20 protein-coding genes are annotated in these 22091 nt (G+C 66.5%); 11 read left to right on the top strand and 9 right to left on the bottom strand.

All coding sequences use genetic code 11. The features are described from left to right. Window positions 1-317: 317 nt before the first annotated feature. Window positions 318-1214, bottom strand: a complete 897-nt coding sequence (locus AC1DS6_RS28105) for a LysR family transcriptional regulator (protein WP_477103631.1) — start codon at window positions 1212-1214, stop codon at window positions 318-320. 163 nt (window positions 1215-1377) lie between these two features. Between AC1DS6_RS28105 and AC1DS6_RS28100 the strand changes: the two genes are divergently transcribed. From AC1DS6_RS28100 to AC1DS6_RS28085, 4 genes are all read left to right on the top strand, one after another. Further along, window positions 1378-2739 carry an acyclic terpene utilization AtuA family protein gene (locus tag AC1DS6_RS28100; RefSeq protein WP_441636542.1) on the top strand — a complete coding sequence of 454 codons (1362 nt, stop codon included), beginning with the start codon at window positions 1378-1380 and terminating at the stop codon, window positions 2737-2739. Further along, window positions 2736-3116: an AtuA-related protein gene (locus tag AC1DS6_RS28095; RefSeq protein WP_441636544.1), complete on the top strand. Its 381-nt coding sequence runs from the start codon at window positions 2736-2738 to the stop codon at window positions 3114-3116. Before AC1DS6_RS28100 ends, AC1DS6_RS28095 begins: the two co-directional genes overlap by 4 nt. Window positions 3117-3201: 85 nt before the next feature. Then, window positions 3202-4188: a Bug family tripartite tricarboxylate transporter substrate binding protein gene (locus AC1DS6_RS28090; RefSeq protein ID WP_441636546.1), complete on the top strand. Its 987-nt coding sequence runs from the start codon at window positions 3202-3204 to the stop codon at window positions 4186-4188. A gap of 251 nt (window positions 4189-4439) precedes the next feature. Continuing rightward, window positions 4440-5027 carry a hypothetical protein gene (locus AC1DS6_RS28085; protein WP_441636547.1) on the top strand — a complete coding sequence of 196 codons (588 nt, stop codon included), beginning with the start codon at window positions 4440-4442 and terminating at the stop codon, window positions 5025-5027. Window positions 5028-5052: 25 nt separating this feature from the next. Here AC1DS6_RS28085 and AC1DS6_RS28080 read toward each other — a convergent pair whose 3' ends face one another. Further along, complete coding sequence (locus AC1DS6_RS28080) at window positions 5053-5487, bottom strand: EamA family transporter (RefSeq protein WP_035862605.1); 435 nt, start codon at window positions 5485-5487, stop codon at window positions 5053-5055. Between the two features lie 40 nt (window positions 5488-5527). Then, complete coding sequence (locus tag AC1DS6_RS28075; protein WP_035862606.1) at window positions 5528-5917, bottom strand: GNAT family N-acetyltransferase; 390 nt, start codon at window positions 5915-5917, stop codon at window positions 5528-5530. Window positions 5918-6089: 172 nt separating this feature from the next. Here AC1DS6_RS28075 and AC1DS6_RS28070 point away from each other — a divergent pair, with 172 nt between their 5' ends. Then, a complete protein-coding gene (locus tag AC1DS6_RS28070) occupies window positions 6090-7586 on the top strand; it encodes an AMP nucleosidase (RefSeq protein ID WP_152561723.1) in 1497 nt (498 codons plus the stop codon). Window positions 7587-7870: 284 nt separating this feature from the next. Then, window positions 7871-8620 carry an HD-GYP domain-containing protein gene (locus tag AC1DS6_RS28065; RefSeq protein ID WP_477103630.1) on the top strand — a complete coding sequence of 250 codons (750 nt, stop codon included), beginning with the start codon at window positions 7871-7873 and terminating at the stop codon, window positions 8618-8620. Window positions 8621-8725: 105 nt separating this feature from the next. On the opposite strand, the gene AC1DS6_RS28060 is transcribed toward AC1DS6_RS28065, so the two are convergent. Together AC1DS6_RS28060 and leuA are read right to left on the bottom strand one after the other, a co-directional pair. Further along, on the bottom strand, window positions 8726-9373 hold the full coding sequence (locus AC1DS6_RS28060) for an OmpW/AlkL family protein (RefSeq protein WP_441636552.1): 648 nt from the start codon (window positions 9371-9373) through the stop codon (window positions 8726-8728). A gap of 360 nt (window positions 9374-9733) precedes the next feature. After that, on the bottom strand, window positions 9734-11431 hold the full coding sequence (leuA, locus tag AC1DS6_RS28055; protein ID WP_477103633.1) for a 2-isopropylmalate synthase: 1698 nt from the start codon (window positions 11429-11431) through the stop codon (window positions 9734-9736). Window positions 11432-12122: 691 nt separating this feature from the next. On the opposite strand from leuA, the gene AC1DS6_RS28050 reads away from it, so the two are divergent. Then, complete coding sequence (locus AC1DS6_RS28050) at window positions 12123-13484, top strand: hypothetical protein (RefSeq protein ID WP_441636554.1); 1362 nt, start codon at window positions 12123-12125, stop codon at window positions 13482-13484. A 358-nt stretch (window positions 13485-13842) separates the two neighbouring features. Here the strand turns inward: AC1DS6_RS28050 and AC1DS6_RS28045 are convergent, their stop codons facing one another. Genes AC1DS6_RS28045 through AC1DS6_RS28035 form a run of 3 tightly spaced genes read right to left on the bottom strand, consistent with a single transcriptional unit; the run spans window position 13843 to window position 16376 of the window. Next, window positions 13843-14163 carry a DUF6587 family protein gene (locus AC1DS6_RS28045; protein ID WP_477103629.1) on the bottom strand — a complete coding sequence of 107 codons (321 nt, stop codon included), beginning with the start codon at window positions 14161-14163 and terminating at the stop codon, window positions 13843-13845. A 16-nt stretch (window positions 14164-14179) separates the two neighbouring features. Then, on the bottom strand, window positions 14180-16051 hold the full coding sequence (feoB, locus tag AC1DS6_RS28040; protein WP_441637102.1) for a ferrous iron transport protein B: 1872 nt from the start codon (window positions 16049-16051) through the stop codon (window positions 14180-14182). Between the two features lie 19 nt (window positions 16052-16070). Next, window positions 16071-16376 (bottom strand): FeoA family protein, encoded by a 306-nt coding sequence (locus AC1DS6_RS28035; RefSeq protein WP_035862617.1) that lies wholly within the window; start codon window positions 16374-16376, stop codon window positions 16071-16073. 303 nt (window positions 16377-16679) lie between these two features. Here AC1DS6_RS28035 and AC1DS6_RS28030 point away from each other — a divergent pair, with 303 nt between their 5' ends. Beyond that, window positions 16680-16979, top strand: a complete 300-nt coding sequence (locus tag AC1DS6_RS28030; RefSeq protein ID WP_477103628.1) for an antibiotic biosynthesis monooxygenase family protein — start codon at window positions 16680-16682, stop codon at window positions 16977-16979. Between the two features lie 285 nt (window positions 16980-17264). Here AC1DS6_RS28030 and AC1DS6_RS28025 read toward each other — a convergent pair whose 3' ends face one another. Beyond that, a complete protein-coding gene (locus AC1DS6_RS28025) occupies window positions 17265-18137 on the bottom strand; it encodes a LysR family transcriptional regulator (protein ID WP_477103627.1) in 873 nt (290 codons plus the stop codon). Window positions 18138-18433: 296 nt separating this feature from the next. Between AC1DS6_RS28025 and AC1DS6_RS28020 the strand changes: the two genes are divergently transcribed. The 3 genes from AC1DS6_RS28020 (at window position 18434) to AC1DS6_RS28010 (ending at window position 22025) form a co-directional block, all read left to right on the top strand. Beyond that, window positions 18434-20242, top strand: a complete 1809-nt coding sequence (locus AC1DS6_RS28020; RefSeq protein WP_441637106.1) for an acyl-CoA dehydrogenase family protein — start codon at window positions 18434-18436, stop codon at window positions 20240-20242. 112 nt (window positions 20243-20354) lie between these two features. Beyond that, window positions 20355-21335 carry a Bug family tripartite tricarboxylate transporter substrate binding protein gene (locus AC1DS6_RS28015; RefSeq protein WP_477103626.1) on the top strand — a complete coding sequence of 327 codons (981 nt, stop codon included), beginning with the start codon at window positions 20355-20357 and terminating at the stop codon, window positions 21333-21335. A 237-nt stretch (window positions 21336-21572) separates the two neighbouring features. Then, entirely contained in the window at window positions 21573-22025 is a 453-nt protein-coding gene (locus AC1DS6_RS28010; protein WP_276287419.1) for a PaaI family thioesterase, read from the top strand. Window positions 22026-22091 lie beyond the last annotated feature (66 nt).

The following is a 22091-nucleotide window of genomic DNA, read 5'->3' as shown; positions in this document are numbered from 1 at the left end:
GACAAAAAGAGCGGCCGGGACCCAAACTCGCATCGCCTTAAGGCGATACTCAAACATGGGTCCCTCTTTTCCGCTCTTTTTGCCTGCCGACGAGGCGCCCCATACGGCCTGGTACACCTTGACGGCTCGCTTCGCATCGCGGGTTGGTGCGGCCCGCCCTTGGGGGCGCTCCACACGGCTACACCAGGTCGTTGATCTGGCGGTGGCGCTTTTCTCTGCGTTGCTTCGGTCCGTCAGGCTTTGCTTGTCAGGCGCGAGTTCCACATTCGCCTTTGGTCTTGGCCAGGCTGTTGCCGTTAGAGCATCGTCGCTGCAGCCTAGCCGCTTCCGCCTTTCCTGAAATGCGCTTGCAAGGCTTCAATCATCGCCGCTGCCGCTACCGAGTCTCCTCTCTCTTTCAGCCGCACCAGGCATATCTCGCGCACCAGGGAGGGTAATTGCAGGGGCCGGATCGCCAGGCTTTCTTGCTGGAACTGGAACAGCGCCAGCGCGGGCACCACCGTCACGCCGAGCCCCGCCGCTACCAGTGCGGCTACGGTGGCGAGGTGTTCTACTTCCATCACCCCGTTAAGCTTGAGCGGATGGAGCGCGGCGTCCAGGTGCTGGCGCACGCTGCTGGTACGCGAGAGCTGGATAAAGGGCAGGCCCGCAAGCGCTTGCGGGGCCACCCGCCGGCGGCGCGCCAGCGGATGGTCCGCCGGGCAAACCAGGTGGAAGCTGTCCGTCACCAGGGGCTCGATGCGCAGGTCGCCGTCCTGCGCCGGGGCGGGCGCCAGCGCGAAGTCCGCGCGGCCTCGCCGTACCAGGTCGATGCAGCCGTCCGCCAGCAGGTCGAACAGCTCGATGGCAATGCCGGGATAGCGCTGGTGGAAGGCCGCGAGGATCGGCGGCAGGTCGCCCGCGGCCAATGAGGGCAGCGCCGCAATCGAAACCCGCCCCTTGCGGCGTTCGGCGTGGTCGCGCAGTTCCGCGAAGGCGGTCTCGAAATCCGCCAGCAGGCGCGTGGCCACTTCCTCGAAGCGCCGGCCTTCCACGCTCAGTTCCACATGCCGCGTGGTGCGCTCGAACAGCCGCGTACCGGCCTGTTCCTCCAGCGTCTGGATAAGTGCGCTGAAGGCCGATTGCGACAGGTGGCAGGCCTGCGCGGCGCGCGTGAAGTTGCGGTGCTTGACCAAGGCCACGAAGGCGCGCAGGTGTTTGACCGAGAGGTTCATTGGCAGGCGCCCAATTCAGCTGAAAAAACGATAGATTAATCCAAATTATCCGTTTTTTGGGTGAGGATGACACGTCTAGAATGACTTCATCGGACGTGCTCATCGGGGCTCGTACTTCTTCATCACCCAAGCTTTTCTCAGGCCATCAACGGGCTTCCATCCTATGACCGCTCCTCTGCTGATTGGCTCAGGCGCCGGCTTCTCCGGCGACCGCACCGACGCCGCCCTGCCCGTGGTGCGGTCCCTGATCGCAGCGGGCGGTCCGGCCGTGCTGATGTTCGAGACGCTGGCCGAGCGCACGCTGGCGCTGGCCCAGCTGGCGCGCCGCGGCAACCCCGCCCATGGCTATGAACCGCTGCTCGACGCGCTGCTGGCGCCCGTGCTGGGGCTGTGCCTGGCCAATGGCATTCCCATCGTCGGCAATTTCGGCGCGGCCAATCCGCATGCCGCCGCGCAGCGCGTGGGCGCACTGGCGGCGGAGCTTGGCCTGGCGCCGCCGCGGGTGGCGGTGGTGGAGGGCGACGATCTTTCGCACGAGGCCGGCCGCGCCGTCCTGCGCCAGATCGTCGGCCCTGATTTTCCCGAGGCGCGCTTCGTTTGCGCCAACGCCTACATCGGGGCGCAGGGCATTGCCGATGCGCTGGCCGCCGGCGCGCAGGTGGTGGTGTGCGGCCGCGTGGCCGATCCCGCCCTGGCGGTCGGCCCGGCCATGGCGCATTTCGGCTGGTCATGGCAGGACTGGGATCGCCTGGCGCGCGCCACCATGGCAGGCCACCTGCTCGAATGCGGGGCGCAAGTCACCGGCGGCTATTTCGCCGATCCCGGCATGAAGGACGTGCCGGATGTGCACGCCGTCGGCTATCCCATCGTGCGCCTGGATGAAGACGGCAATATCGAGGTGGGCAAGGCGGCGGATACCGGCGGCTGCGTGGACCTGCGCACGGTCAAGGAACAGTTGCTGTACGAGGTGCATGACCCTGCCGCCTATCTCACGCCCGACGTGATCGCCGATATCAGCGCGGCCACGGTCGAGCAGGTCGGCCCCGACCGCGTGGCCGTGCGCAATGTGCGCGGCCGCGAGCGGCCCGGACAACTCAAGGCCAACCTGTTCTACGAAGGCGGCTGGATCGCCGAAGGCGAGATTTCGTACGCCGGCCCCAACGCCGCGGCGCGCGCGCGCCTGGCTGCGGAGATCGTGCGCAAGCGCATGGACCTGCTGGGCCACGCGGCGCCGATCCGCTTCGACCTGATCGGCGTGCTGAGCGTGTTCGCCGACGATGGCGGCCGCCTGCTGCAACAGCCGCAAGCCGGCGAGGCGCAGGCGCGGGACGTGCGTCTGCGCGCCGCGCTGGCGCATGAGGACAAGTCCGTGGCGGAAACGCTGCTGCGCGAGGTCAATGCGCTCTATACCTGCGGACCCGCCGGCGGCGGTGGCGTGCGCACCGCGCTGCGCGCGCGCCTGAATGCCATGTCCTGCCTGGTGCCGCGCAGCGCCGTCACCGCAAGCCACACTCTGCTGCCATGAACGCCACCACCTCCAATACCGCCACGCCGGCTGCCGCTGCAGCCACCATCGCGCTTTATCAGCTTGCGCACGGACGCACGGGCGACAAGGGCGATCGCTCCAATATCAGCGTGATCGCCTACGACCCGCGCGACTTCGACCATCTCGCCGCCCATGTCACCGAAGACGCCGTGGCGGCACTGTTCAGCTACCGGCGGCCGTCTGCGGTCAGACGCTACCTGGTGCCCTCGCTGCAGGCGATGAACTTCGTCATCGACGGCGTGCTCGACGGCGGCGTCAACGATGCACTCAACCTGGACACGCACGGCAAGGCGCTGTCCTTCCTGCTGCTGCAACTGGAAATTCCCTTGCCCCCGCGCCTGGCCGGCGCCGGCTGAAACGCCGGATCCAGACCGCAAGCGACAAACCACAAACCACGTATCACAAATCAAAACGATTCGAGATTCGAACAGGAGACCCAAGATGTCCGCATACACCAAGCCCGCTTCCGTCCTGAAGGCGGTCACCGGCATCGCCGCCGCCGCGCTCGTGCTGCTGGCCGGCCCGGCGCACGCGGAGTTCCCGGACAAGCCGATCCGCTTCGTGGTGCCTTTCGCCGCCGGCAGCGCGACGGACCAGCTAGCCCGCGCGATCGGCCAGGCCATCACGCTGGATGCCAAGGTAACGGTGGTGGTCGACAACAAGCCCGGCGCCAACGGCTTTATCGCCGCCAGCGACGTGGCCAAGGCCAGCCCCGACGGCTATACCGTGCTGATCACCAGCAACACTACGCATGCGGCCAACGAGCACCTGTTCAAGAAGCTGCCTTACGATCCGGTCAAGGACTACGTTCCGGTGACAGCACTGGGCCGTGGCGGCCAGATCATGGTGGTCAACCCGCAGTTGCCGGTCAATAGCGTGGGAGACTTCATCGCGCTGGCCAGGAAGGAGCCGGGCAAGCTCAGTTTCGGCAGCGGCAGCTCGTCCTCGCGTATCGCGGGCGAGCTGTTCCAGCAGATGGCGCATGTGCAATTGCTGCACGTGCCCTACAAGAGCAATCCGCTCGCGGTCACGGATCTGCTGGGCAACCAGATCCAGATGATGATCACCGATACCGCCACCGGACTACCCCAGGTCAAGAGCGGCAAGCTCAAGGCGCTGGGCGTGTCGGGCAAGACCCGCTCGCCGCTTGCGCCCAATGTGCCGACCATCGACGAGGCGGGCGTCAAGGGTTATGAGATGAGCTACTGGTTCGCCGCCTACGCGCCGGCCAAAACGCCGCAGCCGGTGGTGGACAAGCTCAACGCGCTGATGGTAAAGGCCGCCAGGAGTGACACCGCGGCCAATTTCTACCAGTCCACCGGTACTGAAGTGTTCACCAGCACGCCGGCGGAACTGGCGAGGTTCCAGACGCAGGAATCGGCCAAGTGGGGCCGCATCATCAAGGCCGCGAACATCCAGCCCGAGTAAGCCATGCGTGCCGCCTTGCCGTGCGATCCACCTGCACGGCATGGCCTGGCAGCCAACCGCATACGGCAGCTTGCCGGGCTAGGCGCTGCGCATCGGATGTGTTGGATGGGGCGGGGCGCGCCCTCGGTCAACCTTGCTGGCGGCAGGGCTGCAGCGCCCCGGGCGCCACAGACGGGCTACCATGCCGGCACCCACTCAACTTTCGCCACGCCCCGGCCCACGGCCATGCGCGGACGTACGCAAGGCACAGCATGAACGCAACCGCCGCTTCGGGACTTCCCGGCTCCCTCGACCCCCAGGCGCTGATCCGCACCTATATCCGCGCCAAGGACGAAAACCGTCCCCACCTGATGGCGCAGGCCTTCGCCGCCGATGCCACGCTGGAGATGACGGTCAAGTCCGCGGCCATCGCCTTCCCCGCGCGCAGCGAAGGCCTGGCCGCCATCAGCGATGTGCTGGTGCGGCGCTTTGGCCAGAGCTACGACAATGTCTACACGTTTTGCCTGGCCGAAGCCCAGCCCGCAGCGGATGCGCAGCGCTATGCCTGCGACTGGCTGGTCGGCATGACCGACAAGGCCACCGGCGGCGTACGTGTGGGCTGCGGCAGCTACGCATGGGAATTCTCCGGGCCGGGCAAGCCGCGCGTGCAAGCCCTCGCCATCGTGATCGAGGCCATGGAAGTATTGCCCTCCGACACCGCGCAACCGGTGCTCGACGGCTGGCTGGCGCGGCTGCCCTATCCGTGGTGTGCTGGTGCACTCGCCTGTCAGCAGGCGCCGGCGCTGCCGCAACTGGCACCGGTGCTGTCGTATCTTCGTGCCGGCGCCGCGGACCGGTGAGGAATCCGGGCGGCGCGGGCGCCGCTCAGCGCTTGAACCCGAGCACCAGCACGCCGGCGCCCACCAGAGCGATGCCGGCCCACTCGCGCAGGCTGGGGCGTTCGCCGAGGAAGATCACGGCGAACACCGCCACCAGCAGCAGGCTGAGCTTGTCCACCGGCGCCACCTTCGAGGCATCGCCGATCTTCAGTGCCCGGAAGTAGCACACCCAGGAGGCGCCGGTGGCCAGTCCCGACAGGACCAGGAAGATCCAGGTCCGGGGCGGCAGCGCGAGCGGGTTGCTCCACTTGCCCGTCAGCACCACGAAGATGCTCAGCACCACGATGATCACCGCGGTGCGCACCAGGGTGGCGAGGTCGGAATTAATGCCCTCCAGCCCGATCTTGGCAAAGATCGCCGTCAGCGCGGCGAAAACAGCCGACAGCAATGCCCAATGAAACCAACCGGTGGAAGAAGCCATGGCGTTGCGTGTGAGGTGTTTGGCGGCCGCCTTGCGCCACTCAGGTGCGCCGGCGCTCCATGGCCACCAGCGAAGGCACGAAGCCTAGCTGGCCGAAGAAGGCCGCCTCGGACGAGCGTCCGGCGCGTAGCACCCAGGTGATGTCGGGATCGTTGCCGACGATCTGGCGCACCAGGGCGCGCCCGATGCCGCGCCGGCGATGGCTCGGTGCCACCGCGACCATCGACAGATAGCCGTTGGAGATGTCGTCGCACAAGGCACGCGCGAAACCTACGACTTCACCGTTATCCACCGCCACCACCACCCGTTGCGAGTTGGCGATCAGGCGGGCGAAGCGTTCCGTATTGGCGACCCGGTGTGCCCACCCGTTGGCCGCAAGGAGTTGTCTGGCTGCCTCGGTTTCTTCTGGCAGCAGATTGCGGATTTCCATCAGGGCTCCCCATGCAAGCACATACTGCAACTCGGCGCTGCCCTTCTTGTGGGGGGGCGTCTCGAGGCGAGTGCGGCCCGAGGCCGCGAAAGACTGCTGGCAGTGTAGCGAGCGCGCGCAGGCCCGTCAATTTGCGACAGGCCATGTTGCTACCATGCTGTGGCGGGGTATCATGGACACCATGAATGCCTCGATCTTCTCTTCCGCCCATCCGGCCGATCAGCTGGCCGAGTTCAGCGATGCCGATGCCGCGCTGGCCCGCATCCGTGAAATCTACGATGCCTCGGTCGGCGCCATCCGCGCGCGCTTCGATGCCTTTGCCAAGGGACAGCCACTGCCGTCAGCGGCACATGCCTGTTACCCCTACCTCGGCATCTCGGTCAATCTCGAAACCATGGTCACCGACAGCCGCCCATCCTGGGGCACGGTCGCCTACCCCGGCGTGTACGGCACCACGGTCACCCGGCCCGAACTGCTGGCGGACTACTACCGGGACCAGATCGAGCGCCTGATACGCTACCACCGCGTGCCCGTGGTGGTCGGCGTGAGCCGGCGCCCGATCCCGCTGCCCTTCGTCATCGAAGCCTCCACCACGGACATCAGCTACACCCAGGCGCGCGAGCTGGAAGCCTCCTTCGTGCTGCCCGAGCTGAGCCGCATCGACGATGCCATCGCCAACGGTACCTATGAGCCGGTGGCGGGCGAGGCCTGGCCGCTCTCGATGTTCCCCGGCGAGCGCGTGGACCTGGCGCTGCAGCGTCTCTACCACTACACCGGCACCGCGCCACAGCACTTCCAGCGCTTCGTGCTGTTCACCAACTACCAGCGCTACGTCGATGAATTCATCGCGCTCGGCCGCTCGCTGATGGGGGCCGAAGATGCGCAGGGCGCCGATGGCTACGTGCGCTTCGTCGAACCCGGCGACGTGATCCAGGAGCGCGGCGCGGCCGAGCCCGACGACGCCCAGCGTCCGCGCGCGCTGCCGCAGATGCCCGCCTATCACCTGGTGCGCGAGGACAAGCTCGGTGTCACGCTGGTCAATATCGGCGTGGGCCCGTCCAACGCCAAGACCATGACCGACCACCTTGCCGTGCTGCGTCCGCACTGCTGGCTGATGGTCGGCCACTGCGGCGGCCTGCGCCGCTCGCAGCAACTGGGCGACTACGTGCTGGCGCACGCCTATGTGCGCGACGATCACGTGCTCGATCATGACCTGCCGCCGTGGGTACCGGTGCCTCCCATCGCCGAAATCCAGGTCGCGCTGCAGGAGGCCGTGGTGCGAGTGACGGGCTTGTCCGGCAATGAAATGAAAACCCGCATGCGCACCGGCACGGTGGTTTCCACCGACGACCGCAACTGGGAGCTGAAGTCCAAGGCGCTGTACGCCCGCTTCAACCAGTCACGTGCCATCGCCATCGACATGGAGAGCGCTACGGTCGCGGCCAACGGCTTCCGCCTGCGGGTGCCATACGGCACGCTGCTGTGCGTGTCCGACAAGCCGCTGCACGGTGAGCTCAAGCTGCGGGGCATGGCGAATGCGTTCTACCGGCAGCGGGTGAGCCAGCATATGTCGATCGGGCTGGAAGCGATTCGTATCCTGCGCGAAGGTGGTGCCGAACAATTGCACTCGCGCAAGCTGCGTAGCTTCGACGAACCGGCGTTCCGCTAGGCGGGCTTCTTCGGGAAAGCTGCAATGCAAGGGGGCCCCGTGATGCGGGGCCTTTCTTCTTGTGCCGCGCTCTCATCGACGTGCGAGCTGGCGTACGTTCGCACTGGCGGTCCATCGCATTCCCTGTTCCCGCTCACCGCGCCGTTGGCCCGCCACGCGTGTTTCACCGGATCCCTGGCGATAACCGGCTATTGCCTATTGGCGATATGCCAGTCCAGGCATAGAATCTCGCGCTTTGCCAGATGCCATTCGCCGTCATGCGGCGAATGCCGCGATTGCCCGGCATGGCATCCACCTGGCCATGCCGGTGCCGTTGCGATCTGCACCACTTCAGAACTATGACTACGAACCACCATGCGGTCGTCACGCTGGCCAGCCTGACGCTGGCAGGCTGCTTGCGTTATCCGCATGCCTCTGGCCATCTGGTTCGCACCGCGACGATTGCGGCCGGCCTTGCGGAAATGGTCGGACTGCGTGCCGAGGAGTGCGAGCGCATTCGGCTCGCCACGCCGGCGCACGACGTCGGCAAGCTCGCCATCCCGGACGCCGTGCTGCTCAAGCCCGGCAAGTTGCTTCCCGAAGAGAGACAGGTGATCGAGCGCCACGCCGAGATCGGCGCGAACCTACTTGCGGGTAGTTCGAATGCCCTGATGCGGCTCGCATCGCAGGTCGCGCATCACCACCATGAGCGCTTTGACGGCACGGGCTATCCGTGTGGGCTGGCCGGCCAGGAGATCCCGCTGGCAGCTCGCATCGTGGCGGTTGCCGATGCCTTTGACGCGATGACCGAGGCGCGTTGCTATCGCCCCTGCATGACGGACGACGATGCGCTATCCATCGTCTCGGCTGGGTCAGGCACGCAATTCGACCCGGAGGTGACGAGCGTCTTCCTCGCCAACATCCCGCAGGTCTTGCACCGCCGGCGGTCGGCGCAAGCGCTGCTCAGCGCCGGCTCCGAGATGGCCGTGGTCGCGCGCTTCTACGGCTTGAATCGCGATGCATTGCGGCAGATCCCCCGTCAGGCGAGGGCCTGACGGGGGATCTGCCGCGCGCGCCTGGAAGCCCGGTTAAAGCGTCCGAGGCGTCCGAGGCGTCCGAGGCGTTCGAAGGGCTCGATGTGTTCGATGTGTTCGAGGTGTTTAGAAGCGGTAGCCCACACCCATGCTGAACAGCCACGGATCCAGGCTCACGTTCGAGACCTTGACGCCGGCCGCCTTGACGTCGCTCGACAGCCACACCTTCTTGATGTCGGCATTGAGGAACCAGTTCTTGGTGAGCTTGTAGTCCATGCCGATCTGCAAGGCAGGCGCCACGCTCCAGCTGTCGAGCGATAGCGAGTTGTTGGCAATGTCGGCGCCCCAGATCCGCGTGAAGTTCAGGCCCGCGCCCACATAGGGGCGGAAGGTACCGTTGGGGATGAAGTGATATTGCACCAGCAGCGTCGGCGGCAGGTGGGTGAAGGAACCGATCTTGTTGCCATCGAGGTAGACGTTCTGCTTCTGCGGCACGGTCAGCACCAGTTCCGCGGCGATGTGTGGTGTGAAGAAGTAGGTGACGTCGAGTTCCGGGATCCACTTGTTGTTGACGGTGATGCGGTCCGATGCGCCAACGCCGCCGATCGGGTCCGACTTGTCGGCCATGTCCAGATAGGTGGCGCGCAGGCGCACCATCCAGTTGCCCTGGGTTTCGTCGGACGCTGCCATGGCGGGCGCCGCGGCAACGCTGCCGAGCAGGGCGATGGCAGCAACAACGGTTGTGGAAAGGCGGGTGGACAGACGCTTCTTCATGATGGTTGGCTCGTGTAGTAGGGAAACTTCACGCTCAGTGTGGCGTAGGGTTCCCAGCCAAGCCTTGACCGAAAGCAAGAAGCACTGCATCGGCGGCGCGCGTGTGCATGTGCGTCGCAGCGTCGCCACAGCCGCTGTCTGGTTGTCAGGCGGGATCGTGGGCAAGCCGCCGGACTTTCGCATTTCCAATCGCGCTCCGGGGTTCTAAGGACATGCGCAAATATTCGTGGCAACCGGCACCGGCGCCCCTTACGCTGTGCACACAGTCAAGCAACGAGCATGTCGTGGGCGTCCCGCCAAGGGCGTCTTTCCGGGTGTGCCCCGTGGGGGCGGGGCACACCGGTTTTTCCTCGGTGGACCTCAGCCGGCCAGGGCTTCCTCGCGTTGCGACTGGCTGGTGGCGCGCAGGTGGCGGTTCACGCCGGACACCACAGCCTTGAGCGACGCCGTGACAATATTGGCATCGATGCCGGCGCCGAAGCCGGTGGCGGAATCGCCAACACGCACTTCCACATAGCAAGCCGCGGCGGCATTGGCGCCGGACGACAGCGCGTGCTCGTGGTAATCCATCACACGTACCGGCGCATCGAGCGCGCCGGCGAAGGCGCCGACGAACGCATCGATCGGGCCGTTACCCCGGCCGCGCACGCTGACGGACTCGCCGTCGCGCAGCAATGCCACTTCGATCTCCACCTGGCCTTCGCTATCGGACACCATCTGGTGGCCCACATAGCGCAACGGCGCGGCGTGTTCGAGATACTCGCGCTGGAACAAGCCGTAGAGGTCGTCGGCGCTGGCTTCGAGCCCGCTTTCGTCGGTCATTGCCTGCACCGCGCGGCTGAACTCGATCTGCAGGCGCCGCGGCATATAGATGCCATGCACCTGTTCCAGCAGGTAGGCCATGCCGCCCTTGCCGGACTGGCTGTTGACGCGGATCACCGCGTCGTAGCTGCGGCCAAGGTCGGCCGGGTCGATCGGCAGGTAGGGCACTTCCCAGATCTCGTCAGGCTTTTGCTGGGCGAAGCCTTTGCGGATCGCGTCCTGGTGCGAGCCCGAGAACGCGGTGAAGACGAGGTCGCCCACATAGGGGTGCCGCGGATGCACCGGGAGCTGGTTGCAATGCTCCACGCAGTGGCGCACTTCGTCGATATCGGAAAAATCGAGCGCAGGGTCCACGCCCTGCGTGTAGAGATTCAGCGCCAGCGTGACCAGGTCCACATTGCCGGTACGCTCGCCGTTGCCAAACAGGCAACCTTCCACGCGATCCGCGCCGGCCATCACGGCCAGCTCGGCGGCAGCCACGGCGGTACCGCGGTCATTGTGCGGATGGACCGACAGCACGATGTCAGCGCGCCTTGCGAGATGGCGGTGCATCCATTCGACCTGGTCGGCGAAGATATTGGGCGTGCTGCATTCCACCGTGGTCGGCAGGTTCAGGATCAGGGGGCGCGCAGCGCTCGGTTGCCAGATCGCGGACACCGCATCGCAGACCTCGAGCGAGAAATCCAGTTCGGTCATGCTGAAGGTTTCCGGCGAGTATTCGTAGCTCCATGCCGTCTCGGGCATGGCATCGGTCAACGCCTTGATCAGCCGCGTGCCCTCCAGGGCGATCTCCTTGACCTCCTCGCGGCTGGCACCGAACACGATGCGGCGAAACGCGGGAGCGATGGGATTGTAGAGATGCACCACGGCGCGAGCCGCGCCGCGCACGGAATCGATGGTACGGCGGATCAGGTCCTCGCGCGCCTGCGTCAGCACCACGATGGTCACGTCACCCGGAATGCGGTCTTCCTCGATCAGCATTCGCACGAAATCGAAATCGGTCTGCGATGCCGAGGGGAACGCCACCTCGATCTGCTTCAGGCCGATCTTCACCAGTTGCTCGAAGAAACGGAGCTTGCGCTGCGGGTTCATCGGCTCGATCAGGGCCTGGTTGCCATCGCGCAGATCGGTGCTCATCCAGATCGGCGCGCGCGTGATGCGCTGGTCGGGCCAGGTGCGGTCGGCGATTTCGACGGCGATGGCGGGGCGGTACTTGGCGGCGGGGTTGCACAACATCATGACGGTTCTCCTTCCTCGCGGGAAGATGCAAGACACAATAGGCCAGAGCGCTAAAGCGCAATGGCGGAAAAAGGGTGGCGCGAGGCTGCCGAACTGCCACGAGGCACTAGGCCCGGCAACCGATCGGTAGGTCTAGCAGTAGCGAGGAGGAGAGATGCGGCGCCGATAGCGCCGGAGCGGTGCCCGGCACACGGCCTGCTGCCGGCACGCGCACGGCTGCGGCGATGCTGGAAGCATCGGCGGCCTGGCGGTGGGAGCAGGTGGCTTGGTGCATTGCGTGCGGTGCGGGAAGCGGTCCGGATGGCGCGGCTTCCGTGGTTGCGCTGATCACTTGCGTTGCATGCCTGTCGCCAGCGAAGCGGCAAGCATCTGGCAAGAGTAGTCGAGTTGACGCGCGGGCGTCAAGGGCGCCGCCGCGTCGTCTTCGGGCCTGAGCCGCAAAGGTGCGCGTTTCGCATTTCACCCTGACGGATGGCGGCGCGGGGATGAGCGCTGCCGCACATAAGCCTCGAACCCTCAACCGTATGGCTGGTACAGCAGTCCGCGCATCCTGACTAGTCTGGTAAGCGACGTGACCAGAGATTCCGCCATTTTCCCAGCTGGCGCGTCCGGAAAACGAGATTCGGCACCTGCGCCTTTGCCTTGTTCGGCATGGCCCGCGGACAGGACGCCATACGGGGGAGACATCATGACAAACACCAAGCGGTGGCCAGCATGGCTGGCCTGTGGCGCCATGGCATTGCTGGTGGCGGGTTGCGGTGGCGGGGGCGGCGGCGGAAATTCAGCCGCGCCCAGCACGGCGAGCACCGCGGCCGATACGACACCGCTGAAATACTCGGTAACGCTCACGATGACCTCGGGACAGGTGGGCGTGGGACGCAGCATTTCGATGTCAGCCTCGGTGGTGGACAGCAAGGGCACGGACGTGACCTCGTCCACCGCCTTTGCCTGGACTTCGTCAGTCGATACAGTGGCCACCGTGGTCCCTGCCGCCGCTGCAAGCGGCAGCGCCACCGTGACGGGCGTGGCGGTGGGTACGGCCACCATCCAGGTGGTCGCCAGCGTCAAGGCGGCCGACAACACCACCACGCAGTTGCCCGCACAGACCGCGACGGTGACCGTGGAGCCGGGCACCGTCAGCTACAACCTGGCGTTGTCGAATCCGGTCCTGTCGCTGGTCGACGGCCAGGTGCAGCCAGTCACGGCGAAGCTGGTCGATGGCAACGGCAACGACGTCAGCGCGGCCGTGCATGACTGGGCCTGGGCCAGTTCGATTTCCAACGTGCAAGTCAGTGCCACGCAGAACTCGGCTTCGCTCAAGGGGGTCAACAGCTCTGATACGACCGAAGCGGTCGGCACGGTCACCGTGTCGGTCACCGCGCCCAACGGCAGTCCTGTCAGCGGGCAAATGCTGGTGACGGTGCAGAAGAACACCAGCTACACGTACCAGCTCGAACTGTCGCAGGGGGGGACGCCGATCAGTACGCTGACCGTGCTCAATGGCTATCCGCAGACCTTTGGCGCCCGCGTGATCCGCAGCGACTCACATGATTCCACCGCGGACTTCGACGGCACCTGGAGCTATGCGATCGCTTCCCCGACACTGTCCGTCTCCGCGACTCCGGCCACGCGGCAAGCCGTGGTGAGCAGCAATATCGTGATTGGCAAGCCCACCGTGCAGAGCCAGTTGCTGGTGACGGCTGCAAGTTCCAAGATATCCAGTACGCCCAAGGCCAGCCTGACGGTGACGGAGCAGCCGAAATGGGCGCTGGTGTATAGCGGGCCGCAGCCCCTGAAGCTGCTGCTGTCGCTGCCGGTGCCCATTCCAGTCAGCGCCAAGCTGATGTTCTTCGGTGCGGCAAGCCCGTCCCTCAACTGCACCGGCTGGAGCTGGACCAGCAGCGCAAACGTGACGTTCGGGCCTGGCGTCGATGCCGCGCAGATCGTAGTGACGCCCCTGGCGCTTGGCGACTTCTCCGTGACGGCAACCTGCACGGCAGGCCCCGAGTTGCAGCCGATCTCGATCACGATTCCGGGAACGGTGATCTGATACGAGGGCCAGGTCTTCCTGTACGCCTTCTCGGCTTTGACGCGGCGCCCGGCATGCTTATCTGCCGGGCGTCGTTGTCATTGCCGGCGCACTGCACAAGCAAGCAGAGGTTGGCCTGGCATTCGGGAAAATACCGTAACGCGGTGGGAATCCGGCAACTGCTCGTGCATGAGAGCCTGGACCTTGGCGCAACATCGTGGAGACTGCCTGGCCCAGGCTTCCTGGCGGGTAGAGAAAGACGGCGCAGGGGGAGGGGGAAAGGAGGCGGGAAAAGCCGGGATTCAGCCCCGGCGAACCCAGGGCGTACCCGTTTCTGCGTGGACCGGCAAGAGGGTTCGCGATGGGTCTTGAGGGTATTTCAGCGCTTGGCCGCGAAACGGATGACCTGCTCGCCGGCCTGTTTGCCGGGCGCCGGATGCTCGCCCTGCGCCGTGCTGGAGTCGCAGGTATTGCACCCGCCGCTGTCGCAGCCGCTGGCGCAGCCGGCCGCGGCCTGCGGTGCCAGCCATGCCACGGCGCGCTGGCGCCAGCCGTTGGCGGCGCTGCCGCCCAGGCTCGCCGCCAGCCACGCCTTGACCCGCTCGCGCGTGCGCGGCGCGTAGCGCGCCAGCACGGAGAGCGCGCAGACCAGCACGATCAACGGTACGAGCAGGGTTTCGGCGGCGTGGTAGAGGTTCATGACTGGGTGCTGCTGGTTAGCTGAACATCAGGGCGATGCGGTATGTGGCAAAGGCTGCCACGTAGCCCAGCCCCGCCAGGTAGGCGGTCGAGGCCGCCATTACCTTCCAGGAGCCGGTCTCGCGCCGGATCACCGCCAGCGTGGAGATGCACTGCGGCGCGAACACGAACCACGCCAGCAGCGACAGCGCGGTGGCGAGCGACCATTGCGCGGCGATCATCGGCGCCAGCTGGCTGGCCATGGCGTCCTCGCTGCCCGACAGGGCATAGACGGTGGCCAGCGCGCCCACGGCGACTTCGCGCGCGGCCAGGCCGGGTACCAGCGCAATGCAGATCTGCCAGTTGAAGCCCACCGGCGCGAAGACATGCTCCAGCCCGCGGCCGATCATGCCGGCGAAGCTGTAGTCGATGGCCGGGGCGGTGGCGCCGTCCGGCGGCGACGGGAAGGTGGCCAGGAACCACAGCAGCACCGTCAGCGTCAGGATCACCTTGCCCACGCGGGACAGGAAGATACGGGCACGCTCCCACAGGCCGATCGCCACGTCGCGCGCATTGGGGATGCGGTACGAGGGCAGCTCCATCAGCAGCGGGTGGTCGGTGCGGTCGCGGCGGAAATACTTCAGCACATAGGCCACCACCAGCGCGCTCACGATGCCCGCCACATAGAGCGCAAACAGCACCAGTCCCTGCAGGTTGAACAGCCCCATCACCGTGCGCGCCGGGATGAAGGCGCCTATCAGCAGCGCGTATACGGGCAGGCGCGCGGAGCAGGTCATCAGCGGCGCCACCAGGATGGTCGCGAGGCGGTCGCGCGGGTCCTGGATGGTGCGCGTGGCCATGATGCCGGGAATCGCGCAGGCAAAGCTCGACAGCAGCGGGATAAAGGAACGGCCGGACAAGCCCGCGCCCATCATCAGCCGGTCGAGCAGGAAGGCTGCGCGCGGCAGGTAGCCGGATTCTTCCAGCGTCAGGATAAAGAGGAACAGGATCAGGATCTGCGGCAGGAACACGATGACGGCGCCCAGGCCGGCAATCAGGCCATCCACCAGCAGGCTGCGCAGCATGCCTTCTGGCAGGTGGCTGCCGACGATCTCGCCGAACCAGTGCACGCCGCCCTCGAGGCCGTCCATCAGCGGCGTGGCCCATGAGAACACCGCCTGGAACATCAGGAACAGCAGCACGGCCAGGATCAGCAGCCCGAACACCGGATGCAGCAGGATGCGGTCGAGCCGGTCGTCCATGGCGGCGGTGCGCGCCGGCATCGTGACGGACGCATCCAGCAGGCGCTTGACCTCCTGGTGGACGTCCAGGTCGGAAGCGCTTTCGGCTGCTGCCTGCGGCGCCGCGGGCAGGGCGGCGTCGAGGGCGGCCAGCAGGTTGGCGGCGCCATCGCGCCTGACGGCCACCGTCGCCACCACCGGCACGCCGAGCGCGGCGGACAGCTTGTCGCGATCGATGTGGATGCCGCGCTTGGCCGCGGCGTCGCTCATATTGAGCACCAGCACCATTGGCAGGCCGAGGCGGCGCAGTTCCAGCACGAAGCGCAGGTGCAGGCGCAGGTTGGTGGCATCCACCACCGACACCAGCAGGTCGGGGCGCGGCTCGCCCGGGCGCTGCCCCAGGCAGATATCGCGCGTGATGGCTTCGTCCAGGCTGGCCGCGTGCAGGCTGTATGCGCCCGGCAGGTCGAGCACCCGCACCTGGCGCCCGGCCGGCGAAACGAAATGGCCTTCCTTGCGCTCGACGGTGACGCCCGCATAGTTGGCCACCTTCTGGCGGCTGCCGGTCAGGCGATTGAACAGGGCGGTCTTGCCGCAGTTGGGATTGCCCACCAGCGCAACGCGCAAAGCGGGACGCTGGGAAGCGGAAGTCGGGGAGGCGACAGACATATTCTTGGCAGGTGCCCGGTCAGGCAGCGGAGCGTTTGACGGCGGGCGCGTCGGGCTGCGCTGCCGGCGTGATGCTGGAGACGGAAGCGCTGACCGCTTCCACGGTAATGCGGGCCGCTTCGGCGCGGCGCAATGCAAACCGGGTAAAGCCAACCTGGGCGACAAGGGGATCCATGCCGAACGGTCCCAGTGCAATGACCTGTACAGCTTCGCCCGGCACAAAGCCGAGTTCGCGCAGGCGGCGAGCTACCGGATCGTTAGGAGAGTTGTCATCGACAGACACGATGACAGCGGCGGTGCGCCGCGCAAGGTCAGACAACCGCATGTGGCTTCCAGTCCGTTGGCGCGAGGCACGGCACGCGGTCGGCAAACTCACACCAGGGTTGGTAAATGAAAATCGTTCCTATTGTAGCCGATTTGCATGCCTGTGTTCGGCTTTCGGGCCGTTGCCATGTTGCTGCCGCAAATCTTCCGCTGGTAACGGGCATTTGCGGTTGTGGAAGCGGACATTGCCGGGGGACGGACGGCGTTGCGCGACGGGATGTTGCCCCCTGTCATAGAATGCGAGTCGGCACACACCCGGCGCTGGCCCAGGGCGGCCAAGCCACGCTAACAGGGAGCACAAGACATGATTTTCGAAATAGCGCAGTTCCAGATCAAGCCGGGTTCTGAATCGGCGTTCGAGGCGGGTGTGGCGAAGGCGGCGCCGCTCTTCAAGCGCGCCCGCGGCTGTCACGCCATGCGCCTGCTCAGGTCGATCGAGAATCCCTTGCACTACACCCTCGAAGTGAAGTGGGAGACGGTCGAGAACCATATGGTCGATTTCCGCGAATCCGAGGATTTCACCGAGTGGCGCAAGCTGGTTGGCGAATACTTCGCGGCGGCGCCCAATGTCGGGCATGCGAGCGTCGCGGTCGAAGGGTTCTGAGGCCGGCGGCAGCCGGGGATGCCCGGGCTGCCGGCGCTTTTCCCCTGCTGCAGTCCCCTGCTTCGGGAGGGGGGCGAATAACGCAATTGCGTTATTGGTGGGGGCATGGCCAGGGGGTAAGCTGTTTGCACGCTGAACACCCCGTTCCACGCGTATTTGACGTGCCACCTGCCGGTAAAGCAGGTGGCATTTTCTTCTTGTGCCGGGGCTTTCGCCATAGGGGCGCTGCGATGCCCACTCAAACCCGAAAGCACCCTGCGTGAACTGCCGCGCTGTCCTCCTGCCTCATTCCCTCACCATTTCCAGGAACCGGTCCCTCGCCGGATCATCCGGCCCGGCCTTCCACACGCAATACACCTCCGACGGCACTGTCGCCTGCGCCAGCGGCAGGAACACCGCCCCCGCCATCGCCGAGTGCTGCAATGCCGCCGGCACCACGGCAACCCCGGTGCCTTGCGACACCAGCGACACCACCGACAGCCAGTGCCGCACCTCATGCCGGATCTGCGGATAAAAGCCCTGCGCCGCGCACATCTCGAAGATCCGGTTGTAATAGTCGGGCGAAGCCTTGCGCGAGAACAGTACGAAAGGCTCGCCACGCAACTCGCCAAGCGCTACGGAGGCTTGGTTGGCCAGCGGATGGTCGTCGGGCACGCAGCACAGGAACGGCTCGCTGTGCACTAGCGAGGTGGCGAGCTCGTCCGGGACGCGGTTGGTATGGATGAAGCCGGCGTCCAGCGCATCGTGCAGCAGCGCGTCGATCTGCTCCTGCGAGTTGAGTTCGGTCAGCGCCACCTGGATGCCGGGGTAGCTGGCCTGGAACGCACGCAGGCGCTGGGGCAGGCCGCGGTACAACATTGAGCCAACGAAGCCGATGCGCAGCCGTCCCACCGCGCCGGCCTCGATCTCGCGCGCCAGCAGGCGGGCTTCCTCGGCCTGCGCAAGCAGCGCGCTGGCCGATTCCCGGAAGGCCCGGCCGGCGGCGGTCAGGCGCACGCCGCGGCTGTCGCGCTCGAACAGGCGGGCGCCCACCGAAGCTTCCAACTGCTGGATATTGAGCGACAACGGCGGCTGGGAGATCGACAGCCGGCGAGCGGCACGGCCGAAATGCAGCTCCTCGGCGAGCACAAGGAAGTAGCGCAGGTGACGGAATTCCATAGCGATACAGAAATTATATGGATCAAGCCAATTTTAGAATTAGACACGAATCGCCGGGCTTTGAATAATGCAGACAGAGCATCCGTCCGCCGCCCCGCGCGCGATGCCACGGTCCAGGGGCCACGCAGATGCCCTGCCCGCTAAAAACGGCCGGTAAAAGCACAAAACTAACAGCAAGAGACAGCAAAACCACCACACCGCGCAAGAACCGCCCGCCAGCAGCCTGGAGCGTCCGCCCAGGGGCCGGTCTGGCTTTGGACCCGGCGTCACGCGCCGGCAAACTCAGGAGACACCTCATGCAGACCAGCGCAGCGCGCCAAACTGCCACTTCCGCCACCACCGCACCCGCCGCCACGGCCACGCCAGCCCATCCGGTGCCGGACCAGCAGGGCGTCAACCTGTTTGCCAGCGATCCAGATCTTCGCGCGCTGTTGCCGCTGTATCTCCCGGCGGACCTGTTCGCCCACCTGCTGCCCCACCTCGATCGCATGGGCGCGCTGGCCGGCGGCGTGCTGGACGAACTCGCGCATATCGCCGACCAGAACAAGCCCACCTTGTCGCACCGGACCCGCACCGGCATCGATGCGCAACGCATCGACAAGCATCCCGCTTACGTGGAGCTTGAGAAGGTAGCGTTCTCCGAGTTCGGCCTGGCGGCGGCATCGCACCGCGGCGGCGTGCTCGGCTGGGACAAGCCGATGCCCGCCGCGGCCAAGTATGCGCTGACCTACCTGTTCGTGCAGGCCGAGTTCGGCCTGTGCTGCCCGCTGTCGATGACCGATTCGCTCACCCGCACGCTGCGCAAGTTCGGCGATCCGGCGGTGGTCGAGCGCTTCCTGCCCAATCTCACTACCCAGGTCTTCGAGGACCTGTACCAGGGCGCCATGTTCATGACCGAGCAGGGCGCCGGATCCGACGTGGCCGCGACCACCACGCGCGCCGCCCGCGACGCGCAGGCCGAAGGCGGCTGGCGCCTGTCGGGCGACAAGTGGTTCTGCTCCAACCCGGACGCCGCGCTGGCGATGGTGCTGGCCCGCGTCGAAGACGAGAACGGCGAGGCCGCTCCCGGCATCAAGGGCGTGTCGCTGTTCCTGCTGCCGCGCACACTGGCCGACGGCAGCGCCAATCACTATCGCATCATCCGCCTGAAGGACAAGCTCGGCACGCGCTCCATGGCCAGCGGCGAGATCCGCCTCGAAGGCGCCCATGCCTACCTGGTGGGCGAACTGGGCCGGGGCTTCGTGCAGATGGCCGACATGATCAACAACTCGCGCCTGTCCAACGGCGTGCGCGCGGCCGGGCTGATGCGCCGCGCCCTGTCCGAGGGCCAGTTCATCGCGCGCGAGCGCCGCGCCTTCGGCAAGCGCCTGCTGGACATGCCGCTGATGCGCCGCCAGCTGCTCAAGCTCGTGCTGCCCACCGAGCAGGCCCGCACCATGGTGTTCCAGACCGCCGAGGCACTGCGCCGCGCCGATGCCGGCGAGGCCGATGCTTATCCGCTGATGCGCGTGCTGACGCCGCTGATCAAGTTCCGCGCCTGCCGCGATGCGCGCAAGGTCACCGGCGACGCCATGGAAATGCGCGGCGGCTGCGGCTATATCGAGGAATGGAGCGATCCGCGCCTGGTGCGCGACGCGCATCTTGGTTCGATCTGGGAAGGCACCAGCAATATCGTCGCCCTGGATGTGCTGCGCGCGATCCGCCGCGAAGGCGCGTTGCCGGTGCTCGAAGCCCACCTGGCAGGCCTGCTGCAAGCCACGCCGATGCATTCCACGGCGCGCGCTGCGTTCACCAGGGCCGTCGCTCGTGCCAGCACGCTGGCCGACCGCGCAGCCGAAGCCGGCGCCGATGGCGATGTGCTGGCCCGCCAGGCCGCCTCGGCGCTGTACCACGTGACCAGCGCGGTCGCCATGGCCTGGGAAGCCGGCCGCATCGGCTCGGTACGGCGCATGCGCCTGGCCCAGCTGGTGCTGCTCCATCGCGTGCTGCCCCAGGATCCTCTGGCCGGCGAGGCCGAACCCTACTGGCTGGCCGACACCGTCGCGCCGCCCGACGACGGCGCCGTGAGCGCTACCGGCGAGGTGGACCAAGTCAACCTCTTCTGACGCAGTACCGCAAAACCGTAAACCGACAAGCCCCCGCGGCGCCCACCGGCGCCGCGCACGCCGCCGCAGCATCGGCTGCCCGGCGGAAGAAGACCTAAACCAGGAGACAAGCATGACCCTCTGGCAACGCATCGCGGCCGTCGCCGCCTGCACCCTCTGCGTAGGCGTGGCCCCCGCGCAGGCGCAGAAGGAATTCCCGTCCAAGCCGATCATGATGATCGTGACCTACCCGCCCGGCGGCCCCACCGACGTGATGGCGCGCACCTTGGCGTCCGCGCTCAAGGGCAGCCTCGGCCAGACCGTGGTGGTGGAAAACCGCGCCGGTGCCGGCGGCAATATCGGCGCCGAAGCGGTGGCGCGTGCCGAGCCGGATGGCTACACGCTGATGTTCGGTACCTCGGCCCCGCTGGCGATCAATGTCAGCCTGTACCGCAAGATCAACTACGACCCGGTAAAGAGCTTTGCGCCGGTGATCCAGATCGGGCAGTTGCCTAACGTGCTGGTGGTCAACCCATCCGTGCCCGCCAAGAACGTGAGCGAACTGATCGCGTACGGCAAGGCGCATTCCGGCAATCTCACCTATGCCTCCTCCGGCAACGGCGCGTCCTCGCATCTCGCAGGCGTGCTGTTCAACAACATGGCCGGCACCGACTTCCGCCATATCCCCTACAAGGGCACCGGTCCCGCGCTCAACGACCTGCTTGGCGGGCAGGTCAGCATGGCGTTCACCGATGTGCTCACCGCGCTGCCCTTTATCAAGAGCGGCAAGGTGCGCGTGCTGGGCGTGACCACCAAGGGCCGTTCGCAAGCGCTGCCCGATGTGCCCACCGTGGCCGAGCAGGGCGTGCCCGGCTTCGACGTCTCGGTATTCTTCGGCGTGGTCGCGCCGGCCGGCACGCCGCCGGCGGTCATCACCCGGCTCAATCGTGCCTTTGCCGAAGCGCTGCAACAGCCCGAAGTACGCAAGACCTTGCTCGCGCAGGGTCTGGAACTCGCGCCGTCGACGACGCCGGAGCAGCTCGGCAGCTTCGTCAAGGCGGAGGTGACCAAATGGCGCGGCGTGGTGCAGAAATCGGGCGCGCAGCTGGACTGAGCAAACGGCGCCGGGGCGGCCGCGCCGCCGCCCCGGCGGTGACGCTGGCCAGGCAAGGCTATGAACGATGGCCGGTTCGGCTGTAGTATCGTTGTTTGCGAACGAGCGTGCGTTTCTGCGCACCTCATGGCATGAAGCCTGTTCGTGGGCACAACAAAGCAGCGGTGCCCGCTCCGGACTTCATGACCGTCCCTCGTTCCCGCGTTTCCTGACCGCCCCCAACCGACCCTGCCTTATATGACCGATTTATCCAAGCCCACGCCCGTCAACGAATTCGCCGGTGAGGCGCCTGGCCTGCTGTTCGCCCTGCCGATGCCGATGGCCCGCGTCTTCGGGCTGACCGGCGTGCACATCGACGCCAAAGAAGCGCGCGTGCGCATGCCCTATCACCCGGACCACACCAACAGCCGCGGCGACGTGCATGGCGGCGCGCTGGCCACCCTGCTCGACTGCACGCTGGCCTGCGTCGCGCGCGGCCACGATCCCCGGCGCTATGGCGTGGCGACGATCGACCTGTCGGTGCATTTCACGGCGCCCGGACGCGGCGAGCTGACCGCCACCGCCTGGTGCGAGCGGCGTGGCCGCTCCCTGTGCTTCGCGCGCGGCGAGATCCGCGACGAGCAGGGCGAGTTGCTGGCGCTGGCCACCGGCACCTTCAAGCTGCTCGAGCGCGCCCCCGCGGCTGCCTGAGCAGCAAACGCCAATCGTCAACCGTCAACCACCGCCAACCGCCGCCAACCACCGCAGCTACGGAAA

The organism is Cupriavidus sp. 05L310 (assembly GCF_056398185.1).
The sequence above is the reverse complement of the archived record's forward strand: the minus strand, read 5'-3'. Positions and strand labels throughout refer to the sequence as shown.

Coding starts and splice junctions, on each gene's coding strand:
- AC1DS6_RS28100 (WP_441636542.1), top strand. CDS start 1,378: ATGACCGCTCCTCTGCTGATTGGCTCAGGCGCCGGCTTCTCCGGCGAC.
- AC1DS6_RS28025 (WP_477103627.1), bottom strand. CDS start 18,137: ATGGAATTCCGTCACCTGCGCTACTTCCTTGTGCTCGCCGAGGAGCTG.
- AC1DS6_RS28010 (WP_276287419.1), top strand. CDS start 21,573: ATGACCGATTTATCCAAGCCCACGCCCGTCAACGAATTCGCCGGTGAG.
- AC1DS6_RS28015 (WP_477103626.1), top strand. CDS start 20,355: ATGACCCTCTGGCAACGCATCGCGGCCGTCGCCGCCTGCACCCTCTGC.
- AC1DS6_RS28030 (WP_477103628.1), top strand. CDS start 16,680: ATGATTTTCGAAATAGCGCAGTTCCAGATCAAGCCGGGTTCTGAATCG.
- AC1DS6_RS28060 (WP_441636552.1), bottom strand. CDS start 9,373: ATGAAGAAGCGTCTGTCCACCCGCCTTTCCACAACCGTTGTTGCTGCC.
- AC1DS6_RS28050 (WP_441636554.1), top strand. CDS start 12,123: ATGACAAACACCAAGCGGTGGCCAGCATGGCTGGCCTGTGGCGCCATG.
- AC1DS6_RS28035 (WP_035862617.1), bottom strand. CDS start 16,376: ATGCGGTTGTCTGACCTTGCGCGGCGCACCGCCGCTGTCATCGTGTCT.
- leuA (WP_477103633.1), bottom strand. CDS start 11,431: ATGTTGTGCAACCCCGCCGCCAAGTACCGCCCCGCCATCGCCGTCGAA.
- AC1DS6_RS28070 (WP_152561723.1), top strand. CDS start 6,090: ATGGACACCATGAATGCCTCGATCTTCTCTTCCGCCCATCCGGCCGAT.
- AC1DS6_RS28045 (WP_477103629.1), bottom strand. CDS start 14,163: ATGAACCTCTACCACGCCGCCGAAACCCTGCTCGTACCGTTGATCGTG.
- AC1DS6_RS28105 (WP_477103631.1), bottom strand. CDS start 1,214: ATGAACCTCTCGGTCAAACACCTGCGCGCCTTCGTGGCCTTGGTCAAG.
- AC1DS6_RS28075 (WP_035862606.1), bottom strand. CDS start 5,917: ATGGAAATCCGCAATCTGCTGCCAGAAGAAACCGAGGCAGCCAGACAA.
- AC1DS6_RS28085 (WP_441636547.1), top strand. CDS start 4,440: ATGAACGCAACCGCCGCTTCGGGACTTCCCGGCTCCCTCGACCCCCAG.
- AC1DS6_RS28080 (WP_035862605.1), bottom strand. CDS start 5,487: ATGGCTTCTTCCACCGGTTGGTTTCATTGGGCATTGCTGTCGGCTGTT.
- feoB (WP_441637102.1), bottom strand. CDS start 16,051: ATGTCTGTCGCCTCCCCGACTTCCGCTTCCCAGCGTCCCGCTTTGCGC.
- AC1DS6_RS28090 (WP_441636546.1), top strand. CDS start 3,202: ATGTCCGCATACACCAAGCCCGCTTCCGTCCTGAAGGCGGTCACCGGC.
- AC1DS6_RS28020 (WP_441637106.1), top strand. CDS start 18,434: ATGCAGACCAGCGCAGCGCGCCAAACTGCCACTTCCGCCACCACCGCA.
- AC1DS6_RS28065 (WP_477103630.1), top strand. CDS start 7,871: ATGGCATCCACCTGGCCATGCCGGTGCCGTTGCGATCTGCACCACTTC.
- AC1DS6_RS28095 (WP_441636544.1), top strand. CDS start 2,736: ATGAACGCCACCACCTCCAATACCGCCACGCCGGCTGCCGCTGCAGCC.